Annotated in this window: 11 protein-coding genes and 1 pseudogene; 5 read left to right on the top strand and 7 right to left on the bottom strand. The window is 64.7% G+C overall.

Annotation, left to right across the window (positions count from 1 at the left end):
• Window positions 1-57: 57 nt before the first annotated feature.
• Window positions 58-3,534, top strand: a complete 3,477-nt coding sequence (locus tag R4P95_RS11070; RefSeq protein ID WP_213575531.1) for a serine/threonine-protein kinase — start codon at window positions 58-60, stop codon at window positions 3,532-3,534.
• A 508-nt stretch (window positions 3,535-4,042) separates the two neighbouring features.
• On the opposite strand, the gene R4P95_RS11065 is transcribed toward R4P95_RS11070, so the two are convergent.
• Entirely contained in the window at window positions 4,043-4,909 is an 867-nt protein-coding gene (locus R4P95_RS11065; RefSeq protein WP_317744576.1) for an alpha/beta hydrolase, read from the bottom strand.
• Window positions 4,910-5,063: 154 nt separating this feature from the next.
• Here R4P95_RS11065 and R4P95_RS11060 point away from each other — a divergent pair, with 154 nt between their 5' ends.
• On the top strand, window positions 5,064-5,657 hold the full coding sequence (locus R4P95_RS11060; protein ID WP_213575529.1) for a TetR/AcrR family transcriptional regulator: 594 nt from the start codon (window positions 5,064-5,066) through the stop codon (window positions 5,655-5,657).
• Window positions 5,658-5,701: 44 nt separating this feature from the next.
• Here the strand turns inward: R4P95_RS11060 and R4P95_RS11055 are convergent, their stop codons facing one another.
• The 4 genes from R4P95_RS11055 to R4P95_RS11040 are packed head-to-tail and all read right to left on the bottom strand — an operon-like array spanning window position 5,702 to window position 10,374.
• Window positions 5,702-6,946: an NADH:flavin oxidoreductase/NADH oxidase family protein gene (locus R4P95_RS11055; RefSeq protein WP_213575528.1), complete on the bottom strand. Its 1,245-nt coding sequence runs from the start codon at window positions 6,944-6,946 to the stop codon at window positions 5,702-5,704.
• A 29-nt stretch (window positions 6,947-6,975) separates the two neighbouring features.
• Window positions 6,976-8,439: a class I adenylate-forming enzyme family protein gene (locus R4P95_RS11050; protein WP_317744577.1), complete on the bottom strand. Its 1,464-nt coding sequence runs from the start codon at window positions 8,437-8,439 to the stop codon at window positions 6,976-6,978.
• A 10-nt stretch (window positions 8,440-8,449) separates the two neighbouring features.
• Window positions 8,450-9,397 carry an alpha/beta hydrolase gene (locus R4P95_RS11045; RefSeq protein WP_213575526.1) on the bottom strand — a complete coding sequence of 316 codons (948 nt, stop codon included), beginning with the start codon at window positions 9,395-9,397 and terminating at the stop codon, window positions 8,450-8,452.
• Between the two features lie 8 nt (window positions 9,398-9,405).
• Window positions 9,406-10,374 (bottom strand): enoyl-CoA hydratase/isomerase family protein, encoded by a 969-nt coding sequence (locus R4P95_RS11040; RefSeq protein ID WP_317744579.1) that lies wholly within the window; start codon window positions 10,372-10,374, stop codon window positions 9,406-9,408.
• A 160-nt stretch (window positions 10,375-10,534) separates the two neighbouring features.
• On the opposite strand from R4P95_RS11040, the gene R4P95_RS11035 reads away from it, so the two are divergent.
• The 3 genes from R4P95_RS11035 to R4P95_RS11025 all read left to right on the top strand — a co-directional run bounded on the left by R4P95_RS11035 (window position 10,535) and on the right by R4P95_RS11025 (window position 13,279).
• Entirely contained in the window at window positions 10,535-11,260 is a 726-nt protein-coding gene (locus R4P95_RS11035) for a TetR/AcrR family transcriptional regulator (protein WP_317744581.1), read from the top strand.
• Window positions 11,261-11,337: 77 nt separating this feature from the next.
• Window positions 11,338-12,240, top strand: a complete 903-nt coding sequence (locus R4P95_RS11030; RefSeq protein ID WP_317744582.1) for an SDR family oxidoreductase — start codon at window positions 11,338-11,340, stop codon at window positions 12,238-12,240.
• A gap of 37 nt (window positions 12,241-12,277) precedes the next feature.
• The gene (locus R4P95_RS11025; protein ID WP_317744584.1) at window positions 12,278-13,279 is read left to right on the top strand and encodes an NADP-dependent oxidoreductase; all 1,002 of its coding nucleotides are present in this window, start codon (window positions 12,278-12,280) and stop codon (window positions 13,277-13,279) included.
• A 29-nt stretch (window positions 13,280-13,308) separates the two neighbouring features.
• Here R4P95_RS11025 and R4P95_RS11020 read toward each other — a convergent pair.
• Together R4P95_RS11020 and gnd are read right to left on the bottom strand one after the other, a co-directional pair.
• A pseudogene (locus R4P95_RS11020) lies at window positions 13,309-13,480 on the bottom strand (glucose-6-phosphate isomerase); the annotation flags it as partial.
• Between the two features lie 38 nt (window positions 13,481-13,518).
• On the bottom strand, window positions 13,519-14,418 hold the full coding sequence (gene gnd, locus R4P95_RS11015; protein ID WP_213575521.1) for a phosphogluconate dehydrogenase (NAD(+)-dependent, decarboxylating): 900 nt from the start codon (window positions 14,416-14,418) through the stop codon (window positions 13,519-13,521).
• Between the last annotated feature and the right edge of the window lie 177 nt (window positions 14,419-14,595).

Raw genomic sequence — 14,595 nt, 5'->3', positions numbered from 1 at the left:
TTGGTCGGTCCGGGCACGCCGCATCGGCGAACCGGGCAAAGTGCGCTGAGGCTTGCCATGCCGGACGACGACACCGAGAGCACGCAACGACAGGTCGACGCAGACGTCGTCGCGGAGTTGGCGGCTGAAGGTTTCGAAGACGCGTGCATCGTCGGCCGCGGCGGGTTCGGCATCGTGTACCGGTGCCGGCAGCCGACGCTCGACCGCGTGGTCGCCGTCAAAGTCCTGAGCCCCGACCCGGACCACATGGATCGGGCCCGTTTCCTTCGCGAGCAACAGGCGATGGGGCGGTTGTCCGGACACCCGAACATCGTCCATGTGCTGCAAGCGGGAATCACCTACACAGGTCGCCCCTACATTGTGATGCCGTTTCATCGCCGTGATTCCCTCGACTCCTGGATCACCAAGCACGGGGCGCTGACGGCCGCAGAGGCGCTGTCGGTCGGTGTCAAACTCGCCGGTGCTCTGGAAACCGCGCACCGCGCGGGAGTGCTGCATCGCGACATCAAACCGGGAAACATCCTGTTGACCGAGTACGGCGAGCCGCAGCTGACCGACTTCGGCATCGCCCGCATCACGGGCGGCGAGGAAACTACCCGGGGTCTGGTGGCCGGGTCACCCGCCTACACCGCCCCAGAACTGCTCAGCGGCGCCGACGCGTCGGTGGTCACGGATATCTATGGCCTCGGGGCGACACTGTTCACGGCACTGGCAGGCCGGCCGGCGTATGCCCGTCGCCGCGGCGAGCAGGTCTTCGCCCAGCTGATGCGCATCGGCACGGAGCCGCTGCCCGATCTGCGAGAGGCGGGCATCCCCAATGCAGTGTGCGACGCGGTCGAGTCGGCAATGGCCCGAGACCCCGCCGACCGTCCCACCACTGCTGCGGACCTGGGCGCCGCACTGCGACGGGCGGGCGAACACATCGGTCTCGCACTGGGGGACATCCCGCTTCCGATCGTCGACGAGGAAGACCGCCCCTTCCTACCCTCGGATGAGGTCGAGGTCGGCGTGTCCGAATACCTTCGATACCGACGGGGCAGCGGGACCCGGCTGGATCGTCCTGCGCCACCGAGTGCGTCCACCAAGTACCGTCCACCGGTCACACCGGGTGCGGCGGTGGCGCGCACGCAGCTGCTCGAGCGCCTCCGCCGGAGCGGGCGTCGGCGCCTGGTGCTCATTCACGGACCCGTCGGGTTCGGTAAGAGCACGCTCGCCGCTCAACGGCTCGCGGCCTTGCGGGAGGAAGGGGTGGCGACTGCGTGGCTGACGATAGACAACGACGACAACACGCTCATCTGGTTCCTCACCCACCTGATCGAGTCCATTGCGGTGGCGGAACCAGCTTTCGGCCGAGAGCTGGTTCGTGAACTCGAAGTCTACGGCGCGGACCGCGAACGGTACGTTCTCACCTCGTTGATCGACAAGCTTCATTCGGCCGACCAGCACGTCGCAGTGGTCATCGACGATTGGCACCGCGTGAGCAATGAGGACACGCGGTCGGCGCTGGCATTCCTGCTCGAGCACGGTTGCCACCATCTACATTTGATCGTCACCAGCCGCACCCGGCTGGGTCTGCCGCTCAGTACAATGAGCGTGCGCAACGAACTCGTCGAAATAGATTCCTTCGCTTTGCGTTTCGACGTCCGGGAGTCGACCCAGTTGTTGGTGGACCGCTCCGGCCTCCACCTGGACGCACCTGACATCGTCGAGCTCGAACAGTCGACGGACGGATGGGCAGCGGCACTGCAACTGGTCTCACTGGCCTTGCGTGAGCATCCGGACCCACGGAGACTGATCGACCACCTGTCCGGAGGGAATCGGGCAATAGGCGAGTATTTGGCCGAGAACGTCCTCGGCAATCTCGATCGAGGCACCCTCGATTTCCTCCTCGCGACCTCGATCACCGAGAAAATCTGCGGCAGCTTGGCACGCGCGCTCACCGACAGCCGGGAAGGGCAAGCGACGCTCGAAGACATCGAGTCCCGTGATCTGTTCCTGCGACGGCTCGACGAGGAAGGGAGATGGTTCCGCTACCACCATCTGTTCGCCGAGTTCCTGCAACACCGCCTCGAGCGTGACGATCCTGACCGAATTGTCGAGCTTCATCGGCGAGCAGGTCGGTGGTTCGCGGACCGGCACCTTCTCAGCCAGGCGGTCGACCACTACCTCCTCGCAGGTGAGGAAGACGATGCTGTCACGCTCGTCGAGGACGCCGCGATGGATTTACTCGAGCAGTCGCAGATGGGAACGCTTCTCGGCCTCGCCGCGAAGCTGCCGGCGAAAGAAACTACCGATCGGCCCCGCTTACACATCGCTGTCGCGTGGGCGCACGCGTTGCTGCATCATCCGCGCGACGCCGAACACAATCTTTCCGTCGCGGAGACCGCACTGGCCAGCGGCGACGATGGCGACGATGCAGTCGTAGATATGCGCGTCGAAGTGACATCCATCCGGGCTGCTGTCACCGCGTTCGACGACAAGATCGACGGACTCGATGAGAGCGTCGAGAGGTGTATGGCCCGGGCGGACACACTGCGGCCATGGGTATTGTGCGGAGCCGCCGACGTCGCGTCCTTCCGCGCTATCTACCAATTCGATTTCGACGAAGCCCGCCGATGGCAAAAATGGGCCCTTCCCTTCCACCAACGGTCCGCCGGGCCCTTCAGCGTGTTGTACGGATATTGCATGGCCGGGATCGCGGCACGCGAACAACTCGATCTGCCAGCGGCTGAGGTCAGTTTCCGGCACGCTATGACACTGGCCTCGGAGGCCGAAGAGGGTCTCGGCTACGGCACCCGGCTCACCGCTGCCCTACTCGGCGACCTACTGTACGAACAGGGGCACCTCGCCGACTCGGATCAACTCCTCGACCGTAGCCACACCTTGGGCGCCGAGGGTGGCACCGTCGACTTCATGCTCGCCACCTACGGCACGGGTGCCCGACTGAAACTCCTGCTCGGACAAAAGGATGCGGCGAAGGCGCGTCTCGACGAGGGTGCCCGGCTGGCGCAGCAACTTGGCTTGCCCCGTTTGGCCGCGCGAATCACCAACGAACGAGTCCGAGCCGGATTCGGACACGCCGCTCCCGGCGCCCCGGTTTTCGACCTCGAGAGCGGACAACTTCCCGACCGGAACAACGGGATCGCCGTCGTCACATTCGAATTGGAGGAGGAGTCGAGGATCCGGGCAGCTCTGACCACCCGCGATCAGGACCTCGCGCCCGTCTACGAAAGGGCACACGCCCTCATCGAGTCGATCGATCGACGGGTTCGCCCGCGGGCATTCCTGCACGCCGCCCTGCTGCAGGTGAATGTGTTGGCCACCATGGGACAGGAAGATGAGGCACTGACGGAACTGTTGCCGCTCGCCGAGCAGTGCGCTCGAATCGGGCTGATACGACCGGTGCTGGATGCCGGGCCCGCGGTGAGCAGGTTGGCACGACGTCTCCGCACACATCTTCTCGGGCGCGCCGACGCCGCCGCGTACACCGGCTTGAACGAGTACCTCGACGAGTTGGAGAAGCAACCGACGTGATCGACTACGACGCTGAATCGCTCGAGTCGACACCAAGGCCCATAAATTTCGAGACTCCAGTGAGCAGTCTCGGACAGACGGTCGGGTAGGCGCGTGCTTCCTTGTGCCAGGTGAGCGCGCGCCGGCCCGGCCGTCATCCGTTCTCGAGGTTCAGCGGGGGATGACCGGGAGTACCAGGTCGGCGCTCGCGCATCGCGATGTAGAACGTTCAACGATCCCGTCTTGTCGTACGGGGTGCGCTGGATCAGCACCGGATACGAACCCGGTGACGCCGGCCGATAGACATCGGCCCTGAGAATCGTGCCGTCGCGCATCGGCGCCTCCACGTTGATCGATGCTGATCTGACTTCTTCGGGGTTTCCTACCTTCATTCGAACACCAACTCGATGCACACCCGGCGCTCGCGAACGCACCTGGAGTGTGCGTGAGTACCGGGTGAGAATCCTGTGAATGTGGTGACCCGCAAGGTACACATAAGGGTACAAGGAGGCAAGGAAAAGTACCCCACTCAGGGCTGGGCAAGGAATTCGAGCACTTCAGGAACGAATCGATGGTGGTACTGGAAGACACCGCCGTGTCCGGAGTTCGGGTAGATCGTCAAACGCGAATTCGGCAGTCGCCGCGCCAGGTCCTCCGAGTGCTCGCTCGCGACCATCAGGTCGTGGTCGCCATTTGCGACGAAGGTGGGGTGGGTGACCACCGACAGGTCGTCCGGAGCCGCCTTTCCGGCTCGTACGATCGCTGCGATTTGCGCAAACCTGGCTTGGATGGAAATCGGCTTGTCGCGGCCGTCGGTTCGCTCGGCCAAACGTGCGAGGTAGTCGTTCGCTGCTCGTTTGCCTTCAGAGGTGCGGGGAAAGAAGAGGAAGTGCCGTGGGTCCTTGCGTGCGAGCGCAGCCTTCAGGTACGCATTGGTGACGATTCGAGCCATCTTGTCGATACCGCTACCCCCACGCGGCCCGGTACCGGCGAGCACCATTCGTCGCACGAGCCGAGGTTCTCGCAGTGCGATGACTTGAGCCACCGCACCTCCGAGCGAAAAACCGAACAAGTCGACGGTGTCGTGGCCGAGAGCGCGAATGAACGCAATTGCGTCGACGCCCATCTGCGTGAGGTCGGCGGGTACGCGTGAACCGCTGGCACCCACCCCGCGATTGTCGAACGCGATCACATGGTGGTGCTGAGCGATGCCGTCCAACACCCGGGGGTCCCAGTCATCCATGACGGCGGTGAAATGATGGAGGAACACCACCGGCACTCCGCCCCGGGGCCCCAATTCGCGGTACGCGAACAGCACACCGTTGACGTCGATGACTTTCGTCGGCGCCTTTGCCCAAGCAATTGCGTCGCCCTCTTGCGCGTTGTGAAGTGTCATTTCATTACTCCTTGTAGCTCGACATCGATAGCTTGCGGCCAACCGTCGAGCCGATTAGCGTACGACCATAATATTACGATCGTCAGGCTATCCCGTAGACTCGCGGCTGGCAAGGAAGACGTCGTGGTGACCTACGAAGCAGGGTGGTGCAGAAATGGCGCGGTACGACGAAGCGCACAAGGCTCAGACGCGTCGTCGCATACTCGACACTGCGGGTCGACGACTCAAGCGCAGCGGTATCGATGGTTCCGGCGTGAGTGCGCTCATGTCGGACGCGGGTTTGACCAATGGCGCTTTCTATGCGCACTTCGGTTCCAAAGACCAGCTCGTCGCCGTTACCGTCGCGGATCAGTTGACAGCGCAGGAGGAAACGCTGCGTTCGCTGCTCTCCGACGACGGTTCGCTCCAATCATTCGTCGAGGACTACCTGTCGTGCGACCATCGCGATCATCCAGATCAGGGTTGTCCGTCAGCCGCCTTGCTGGACGAGATCGCGCGGGCGAGCACTGAGATCCGCAGTGCATATACCGAAGGAATCGTGAGAATCATCGAGTTGGTGGCGAACCGCACCGGCTGCGACGAATCATCATCTGCCAGAAGCACAGCCATTGGCGTCATTGCCGTACTTGTCGGCACGATGCAGCTCGCCCGAGCCGTGACCGATGAACAGCTGTCGGCGGAGATACTGGCGTCTGGAATCGCCGGCGCGGGCCGGCTCCTGGAGCACGCCGAGCCGAACTCCCACTGAGCACCGCCCCCAGGTCGCCGGTCCACCGGTTCACCTCGGCCGGCCTATCCGCCCCGCTTGGGTCGAAAGGATGTCCGCCCGTTGCGACGCAACAGTGCGACCGTGGTGGCGAGCAGCCCCCGATTCAGATCGGGTTCGAGACCGGCGCTGATGCGGTGCAGCTGGTCGGTGTGCCAGCCGAGGTCGAGGAGCCCGTCCAGCGCCTTGACGTCGACCACCCTACCCAGGACACCCCGCATTCCGGATCGCGACTGATGAGTGGTGAGGGCGTCGGCGCGCCCGGCGAGGATGACGTCGGCAGCATCGGTGGTCGTCGCGGTGGGCCGTCCGATCCCGACGACATCGCACTCGCCGGCCCCAATTGCCCCCTCCATGGCGGTGCGAGAGCGGAAACCGCCGGTCACCGCAAGCGGAACATCTCCTGCCAGCGCGCGGACAGTGCGTGCGTAGTCGAGAAAGTACGCCTCGCGGGCGCGGGTACTGGCCGCGGCACTGCCCATCATGGCGGGAGACTCGTAGCTTCCTCCGCTGACCTCGATCAGGTCGAGGCCTTCCTGGGCCAGCGCCGCGACCACCACGCGGGACTCGTCTTCGGTGAATCCGCCGCGTTGGAAGTCGGCCGAGTTGAGTTTGATGCCGACCGCGAAGCCCGGTGACACCCGCGCGCGAATGCGGCGCACGACCTCGAGGACGAAGCGCATCCGCCGCTGCGGGTCACCACCCCACTCGTCATCGCGCCGGTTCGCCAACGGTGAGAGGAACTGGGCGACGAGGTAGCCATGGGCACCGTGAATCTGCACGCCGTCAAAACCTGCTGTCTCACAGACCAGAGCGGAGGCGGCGAAACGTTCGATGATGCCCTCGATTTCACCGGAGGTCAGCTCCCGCGGGGTGGACGCGCCGGGAATATCGAGCGGCACCGGACTCGGAGCGACGGGAGTGTGCCCGAGCGCGAGCGGGTTCGCCTGGCGTCCGGGATGATTGAGTTGAACCCAGATCGGGACACCGGCATCCTTGGCCGTCTTCGCCCAGCGGGTCAGCGCGTCGAGATCACGCTCGTCCTCGATGACGATATTGCCCGGCTCACCGAGCTGGGTGCGGTCGACCATGACGTTGCCGGTGACGAGCAGCCCGTAGCCGCCTCGACTCCAGGTGGCGTAAAGCTGTTCGAGGCGGTGGTCAGGAGAGTTCCGTCTATCACCGAGCGCTTCACTCAACGCAGACTTCATGATTCGGTTCGGGAGTACCTGACCGCAGGGCAACGGTAATGGATCGTGCAGGGAGGCCATGAAGCAGTACCTTTCGCAGGGATTGATTCTTACGACGTCGCGAGGGCATGGGCGGCCCGCAGTGTGTTCTTGTCGATCTTGCCGACCGCGTTCTTGGCGATGGCTTCGACGACGACGATCGACGTCGGCCGCTTGTAGCGGCTGAGTTTCTGCGTGCACAGTGCGTGCAGCGCAGCCGGGTCGACGGTCGAATCGGGTGCCGGTTGCACGTAGGCGACGACGACCTCGCCCCAAATGTGGTCGGGTACGCCGATCACGGCGGCCTCGAGCACGGACGGGTCGCCGGCGAGGACGTCCTCGATTTCCTTGGGATAGATGTTCTCGCCGCCGCGGATGATCATGTCTTTCGATCGTCCGACCAGTGTCAGGTAGCCTTCCGCATCGAGGTGACCGATATCGCCGGTGTGCAGCCATCCGTCGACGAGGACGCGCGCGGTGTCGTCCGGGCGGCCGAGGTAGCCGCGCATGACATTGGGGCCGCGCACGAGGACCTCTCCGTCCACCCCCACACCCATGTCAGTGCCGTTCGGGTCGACGATGCGAATCTCTTGACCTGGGAAGGCAATCCCGACCGTTCCGGCGCGCCGGGGCCCCGACACAGGGTTGAGAGTGGACGCGCAGGTCCCTTCGGACAGCCCGTAGCCCTCGAGGAGGGGAAATCCGTACCTGCCCTCAAACCTGGCCAGCAACTCCGGCGAGGCGGGTGCGGCGCCGCAGATGCCGAAACGCAGTGAGGACGTGTCGGGCCGAACCTCGCTCGGGAGGGCCGCCAGGATGTTGTAGATCGTCGGCACAGCGCTGAAGAAGGTCGGGCGTTCCGATTCGACGAGATCGAAGAAGGTTCGGGGATCGAATCGGCCGGCTATAACGACGCTGGCACCGACGAGCAGCGGGGTGAGGACGCTGACGACGATGCCGTTGACGTGGAACAGCGGCAGGATCAGCAGGCATCGGTCTGCCTCACCCAGTTGCAGCGCCTGGGCACCCATCTCGGCCATGGCGTCGATATTGGTGTGGTCGAGCATCACCCCCTTCGGCACTCCGGTGGTGCCGCTGGTGTAGATCAGGAGGGCGGGGGCCGACGTATCGGCGGAAGGTGCGGGATCCGCCGCCACGGGCGCGTCGTACAGATCAGCGACACGGAGCGTGACGACATCACCCGCCGGGGTCGAGCCGTCGTCGACGACGAGGAGGCGCGCGGCGGAGTCGGCGAGCTGGCGAGCGACCTCGGCGTCGGTCAGGGCGGGGTTGACCGGGGTGACGGTGGCGCCGAGTCGCCAGGTCGCGAACAGCAGCACCACGAACTCGGTGCGGTTGGTCAGCTTCACGGCAACGACGGCTCCGGGCCCGATGTTCAGCTGATGGAGGTGGCGGGTGGCCGCGCGTACTCGGTCGAGCAACTGAGCGTTGGTGAGTGCGCTCCTGGCGTCGGAGACGGCGGGTCCGTGCGGGTCGAGATCGGCGCGGCGGTCGGGCAGCGATGCGAACGTCATGGTGGTCGTGTCACCTTCGGTGTGATGCGGCCCGGCCCGGTGCGGGTGTGGCCGGCGCTGCATCGAGATGGCGGGTGAGGAACTCGGTCTGATCGCGGACCAGGGCTTCGAAGGGTTCGCCGAGGTAGAAGTCGAAGTGTCCGGCGTCGTAGGTCTTGATCTCTGCCTGCGGTGCGGTACGCGCATATCGGAGGGTCTGAGCGGGTGGGGTGACGGTGTCGGTGTTGCTGATGCAGAACAGGATCGGGAAGTCGATGTTCTGTGCTGCGCGCCCCGGCCGGTAGGTGACCAGACTGGGAATCACTCGGGCCGCTACCTCGTTTCGGAACGTCGCCCCGGTTGGCACGATAGCCCGGTAGCCGGGAAGTGCATCCGGGGCATTCATCAGGGCCAGTGAACCGGGTGCGCCGGCGAGCGGAATCATGACCGGCTCGCGTCGGCGAACCTTGGCCGCCAGATCCCGGGCGATCAGAGGCGAGGCTTTCACCGAGGCGGCCGGACCGAGCGCGAGCGCGGAGGCCAGCCCGTCGGTGAACGGGCATTGGGCGACGGCGGCTCGCAGTTCCGGATGCCGCGAGGCGACGGTGATGGCGTGTCCACCGCCGAAGGAACTGCCCCACACGGCAATGCGTGTGCTGTCGAGACCGTCACGAGCCTTGACCCACGCAATGGCGGAATCCCAGTCGGCAAGCTGCTTCTTGATCGACAGCAGCTGGCGGGGATGACCGCCGCTGTCGCCGAAGTGCCGATAGGTGAACGCGAAGGCGGCGATGCCTGCCTTGGCGAAACGCTCGGCGAAGGCGTCCAGGCGCATGTCGCGGGTGGCTCCCAGGCCGTGCCCGAGGATGACGACGGGCGGGGACGCTACGCCGGTGGGCAGATACAGCCATGCCGCGCAGGAACTGTCGCCGGAGGAGAAAAGGACGTCGTGACGGGTGTAGGGCTTCTTGGTGGCCATGGCTGGTCTCACTGTTCGTTCGTCGAGCGGGGCCCGGGCACGCGGCCGGATTCGAGGGCCTGCTGGTAGATGTCCGGGTTGTAGAGGGGCAGCTCACCGGTGGAATCGGTGCTCTCGAGATAGTCGAGCATCAACTGCTGGCCATCGTCGGATTGATCGGTACCGAGGAACTCGGTGCGCTCGACATGCAATCCCTCCGCCAGCGACATCGAGCCGCCGAAATACACCGACCGCTTGACCGCCGCCACCGCTTCCCTCGGGCGAGCGCCGAAGTATTCGGCGAGCTCGGTCGCCCGAGTCACCACGTCGCCCGGCGCAACAACCTCGTCGACGGCTCCGTTGGCGAGGGCCTGCGCGGGCGTGAACGGTTTGCCTTCGAGGATGGCGATCAGGGACCGATGGGTGCCGATCAGTCGAGTCAGGCGCTGGGTACCGCCACCACCCGGATTGATTCCCAGCAGTACCTCGGGCTGACCGATGAAGAAATCTCCGTCGGCCATGACCCGCAGGTCGCACGCCCAGGCGAATTCTGCACCCAGACCGAGCGCCGAACCGTTCAGGGCAGCAACGAAAATGACGCCGCTCGCGTTCATCCGCAGGAATGTGGCATGCAGACGGTCGAGCTGGACTGCTCCCCACAGCGGGGTTTTGCGCATCATGGGCTCGAGGGCACGGGCGCGATCCGCTCCTCGGGCCACCCGCGCGATCGCGGAGGCACCGCGCCGCCCAAATGGCGGGACCGCCGCCCCCTCTTCCTGCAGCCACCGCACATCCGCATGGCTGACGAATCGGCCCGGGCGTGTGCCGGTGAACACCACGGCGCGGATGCCCGGATCCCGGTCGACCCGGTCTACCAACTCCTCGAGCTGGTTGGCGATATCGATGCCGAACAGGCTGTGCGGGCCGCCGTCGACCCGCACGATCAACACCTCTCCGCTGTCCTCGACCTCGAGATGTCCCTTGGTTTTGTGTGTCATGAGATTTTCACTTCCGTGAATGGCTGAAAGGGGAAGCACGTCTGGCGAGCGACCGCCAGTAACTTCGTTATAGGAGTACTGTAACCTCGTTATTAGCTAGTGGCAACCGTCACTCGTACAGATGGATGCCCCGGCGGAAAATGCGAAGTCAGGTGTAGTTATGGGAGAGACGTCGTCGGTGCCGGTTCAGGGGAGTGTTCCGGAACGGTTGGTTCTCGCCACGGTCGGCCTGCTGGCCGAACAGGGCCCGTCCGCGATCAAGGCGCGAACCGTGGCGTCCTCGGCCGGTCTGTCGACGATGGTGGTCTACCACCACTTCGGCGGGATACCCGAGCTCGTCCGCGCGGTCGCAGACTATGGGTTCACCGAACTCGGCACCGCCTTTTCCGGGGTGCCGGAGACTGAAGATCCGGTCGTGGATCTGTTCGCACTGGCATTGACGTGTCGGCGCCTGGCACGCGAGAACCCTCATCTATACGACCTGATGTTCGGACTGTCCACGCGCGCTACCTACCGGCCGCTGGAGTCGGACGTGCGATTGAGTGGGCATTCCCTGGCGTTCCGCGAAGCCTACGCACGCGTCATCCACGCGTGTGCACGTCTTGTGGCTTCCGGCAGGGTCGAGCCCCACACCCCGGAGGTGGTCGCTGCCCAGCTGTGGAGTTACGTCCACGGTTACATCACCCTCGAGCTCGGCGAGCATTTCGCCGAGTTCGACGACGCGGTGCTGCAGGTTATGTTGCCGATGGGAGTGAACTTTGCCGTCGGCCTCGGCGACACCCGCGAACTCGCCCAGGCTTCACACGAGCGGGCGGTGAGCCTGTACGGGTCGGCCCAGCCGGCGGGAAATTCGGCGGGCGAGTCGGCAGTGGCCTCGGGCGCGTAGCGAGTCTGCCGAAGTCAGTGGAAGATCCGAACCGTAGAGCCATTGCGCTCGTCGTATAACGAAGTTACAGTCGAGCCATGAAACGAGATCTGGTGGGCAGGAAAGTGATTGTCACGGGGGCCGCGCGCGGCATCGGGGAGAAGGTGGCACGCCTGGCCGCGGCCCAGGGAGCCCGTGTCGCTCTGATCGGCCTCGAGCCCGAACGACTGCAATCCCTTGCCGCGGAATTGGGGCCGTCGTCTCATTGGTGCGAGGCGGACGTGCGGGACAGCACGGCGCTGCAGTCCGCGATCGACGAGTGCGCCGGTGCCATGAACGGTGTGGACATGGTCGTCGCCAACGCCGGAGTGGCCGCCTATGGAACAGTGCGGCACGCGGACGAAGCATCCTTCGAGCGAGTCGTGGACATCAACCTGAACGGCGTATTCCGCACACTCAAGCATGCGACACCCCACCTGCAACGCAGCGGAGGCCACGTGCTGATCGTGGCATCTGCGCTGTCCTTCACCTCGATAGGCGGTCTTGCCTCCTACGGTGCGAGCAAGGCCGGGGTCGAGGCGCTCGCGCTCGCCTACCGCGGTGAAGTGGCCCATCTCGGGATCACCGTCGGCCTGGTTCATCCGTCCTGGATCGACACCGACCTGGTGCGAGGCGCCGAGGTCGACATTCCCTCCTTCCAACAGATGCGCAACCGACTCCCGTATCCGGGGAACGTCACGACCAGTGTCGAGCGGGCGGCCTCGGCGATCGTGGAAGGACTTGCCCACCGGCGCAGTCGCGTCTATGTGCCGCGGGCCGTCGTCGTCGCCAACTGGGCGAAAGCACTTTTGAATTCACCGCTGGTCTGGCCGTGGACGAGGCGGTTCTCTGCCCTGACAATCCCGTCGCTCGAGACCGAAGTTGCCGCCTTGGGCCGCAACGACCAACTCGTTCCACGCTTCGAGTCGTCCGGCCGAGAACGATCCCCGGTTTCCGCCTGAGCGACGCCCCGACACAAAGAGCAAGGAGAAAAAGACGATGAAGGCATTCGTTCTCGATCGTTACGGAAGCAATGACGGCGTGCGGTTCGGCGAAACTCCCGACCCGGAAGTGGGCCCCGGTGACGTCCTGGTTCAGATTCACGCCGCGAGTGTGAACCCGCTGGACCTGAAAATCAGAGAGGGAAAACTCAAACCCGTCCTGCCGTATCGCCTACCGATCGTGTTGGGCAATGACCTGGCCGGAGTGGTCGTCAAGGTTGGACGCGATGTGCGGAGATTCCAGCCAGGTGACGAGGTGTATGCGCGGCCGGACCAAGGCCGGATCGGCGCCTTCGCGAAACTCATCGCAATGCAGGAAGACGATGTGGCTCTCGAGCCGCGAGAGCTCACCATGGAGGAGGCGGCTTCGATACCTCTGGTCGGCCTGACCGCGTGGCAAGCGCTGGTCGAGAGGGCGAATCTGCAGGCCGGACAGAAGGTTCTCATCCATGCCGGCTCAGGTGGGGTGGGTACCTTCGCGATCCAATTGGCCAAGCACCTCGGTGCGACCGTGGCCACGACGACGAGCACCGCGAATATCGACTGGGTGCAGCGTCTCGGTGCCGACATCGTCATCGACTACAAGAAAGACGACTTCGCGGCGGTCCTGCGCGATTACGATCTCGTCCTCGACACCCTGGGTGGGGACACGCTCGCGAACTCACTCCGCGTTCTCAAACCGGGCGGAAAGGTCATCTCGGTTGCCGGTCCGCCGGATCACACTTTCGCGAAAGAAGCCGGCCTGAACTGGATCGTGCAACAGGTGATGCGCCTTCTGAGCTTTCGAATCCGAAGGAACGCCAAGCGTCACCACGTCACCTACTCCTTCCTCTTCATGAAATCGAGTGGAGACCAGTTGCGCCAGCTCGCGTCCATCATCGAGTCCGGCGCCATACGTCCAGTGGTGGACCGAATCTTTCCGTTCGAACAGACCAAAGAGGCTTTGGCATACGTCGACCAGGGGCGCGCGAAGGGCAAGGTCGTCGTCAAGGTCAGGTGAGATTTCCTGAGCAGCGGGCGGCCGGACGGCGCGTGCTGCCCGTCGGTGCCGGGCTCAACCCACCAGATGGTCCGGGTGGCGGTGCCGACCAGAGCTCGATTATCCTGCACCGCTTTACCGTTTGACTCCATGGGCAACTGCTGGGTAAGCAGGAAGCCGGGCGAGATCGTTCGAATACGGCAGCAAGGACCGGGTTACGGCGTTGCGGGGGATGCTGGTTGGGTCGAGGTTGTCACGGGTCAGGCGATTCCGGCCGATGCGGCTGGCCGGACGGCGTGTCCCCCGAACTGATTACGCAGTGCCGAAACCGCTTTCATGGCCGGGGAGTCATCCTGACGGGACGCGAACCGCGCGAACAAAGCAGCGGAGATCACCGGCGCGGGGACCGCGTGGGCGATGGCCTCTTCGACGGTCCAACGGCCTTCACCGGAATCCTCGGTGTAGCCGGAGATCGCGGCCAATTGGGGATCGTCGGACAGCGCCTGCACCAGGAGATCGAGCAACCAGGAGCGGACCACGGTGCCTTTGGACCACGCGCGCAGGACCGCGGGCACGTCGACGATGGATTCCTCCGCCGCGAGCAATTCGTACCCCTCGGCGTAGGCCTGCATCAATCCGTATTCGATACCGTTGTGCACCATCTTCGCGTAGTGGCCGGCGCCGACCCGTCCTGCGTGCACGAACGAATCCTCCCGTTCACCGTCCGGGCGCAGCGCATCGAAGACCGGCATCAACCGGTCGATGTCGGCCGCGTCGCCGCCGGCCATCAGCGCGTACCCGTTCTCGCGTCCCCACACCCCGCCGGAAACGCCGCAGTCGAGGTAGCGGATGCCGTGTTCGGCCAGAATTTCCGCGTTGAGCCTGTCGTCGGTGAACCGGGAGTTGCCGCCGTCGACGACGAGGTCCCCGGGTGCCAGCAGGCGAGAGAGTTGCCCGATGACCTGACGGGTCGGCGCCCCGGCGGGCACCATCACCCATACCGCGCGGGGAGCGGGAAGTGACTCGACCAACGCTTCGAGGCTGTCCGCGTCGCTGTCGGCGGAACTCGGATCGTATCCGACTGCCTCTAGTCCACGGTCGCGCAGACGCTCCCGCATGTTCAATCCCATCTTGCCCAGACCGACCAGTCCCAGTTTCATCGTCACCATTCCCGTTTCACATCGGCGATCTTGCCGAGACCTATGTCTACGGGGGAATCGGCACGACCTCACCTGACCGGACGGGCAGCCGGCACTGGCCGCTCGGCCAAGTGCATTCCGGCTCGCCGCCTTCGACACTGGTACCCGACGCATTGTCTGAATGCGCCTGTAGTGGAG

It is taken from the genome of Rhodococcus sp. IEGM 27 (genome assembly GCF_033142305.1).
Taxonomy (GTDB): Bacteria; Actinomycetota; Actinomycetes; order Mycobacteriales; family Mycobacteriaceae; genus Rhodococcus_F; species Rhodococcus_F oxybenzonivorans.
This window is presented reverse-complemented; position numbering and strand designations above follow the sequence as displayed.

Bases quoted from the DNA above. Each gene is read 5' to 3' on its own strand.
- R4P95_RS11070 (WP_213575531.1), top strand. From the start codon at position 58: ATGCCGGACGACGACACCGAGAGCACGCAACGACAGGTCGACGCAGAC.
- R4P95_RS11065 (WP_317744576.1), bottom strand. From the start codon at position 4,909: ATGACACTTCACAACGCGCAAGAGGGCGACGCAATTGCTTGGGCAAAG.
- R4P95_RS11060 (WP_213575529.1), top strand. From the start codon at position 5,064: ATGGCGCGGTACGACGAAGCGCACAAGGCTCAGACGCGTCGTCGCATA.
- R4P95_RS11055 (WP_213575528.1), bottom strand. From the start codon at position 6,946: ATGGCCTCCCTGCACGATCCATTACCGTTGCCCTGCGGTCAGGTACTC.
- R4P95_RS11050 (WP_317744577.1), bottom strand. From the start codon at position 8,439: ATGACGTTCGCATCGCTGCCCGACCGCCGCGCCGATCTCGACCCGCAC.
- R4P95_RS11045 (WP_213575526.1), bottom strand. From the start codon at position 9,397: ATGGCCACCAAGAAGCCCTACACCCGTCACGACGTCCTTTTCTCCTCC.
- R4P95_RS11040 (WP_317744579.1), bottom strand. From the start codon at position 10,374: ATGACACACAAAACCAAGGGACATCTCGAGGTCGAGGACAGCGGAGAG.
- R4P95_RS11035 (WP_317744581.1), top strand. From the start codon at position 10,535: ATGGGAGAGACGTCGTCGGTGCCGGTTCAGGGGAGTGTTCCGGAACGG.
- R4P95_RS11030 (WP_317744582.1), top strand. From the start codon at position 11,338: ATGAAACGAGATCTGGTGGGCAGGAAAGTGATTGTCACGGGGGCCGCG.
- R4P95_RS11025 (WP_317744584.1), top strand. From the start codon at position 12,278: ATGAAGGCATTCGTTCTCGATCGTTACGGAAGCAATGACGGCGTGCGG.
- gnd (WP_213575521.1), bottom strand. From the start codon at position 14,418: ATGAAACTGGGACTGGTCGGTCTGGGCAAGATGGGATTGAACATGCGG.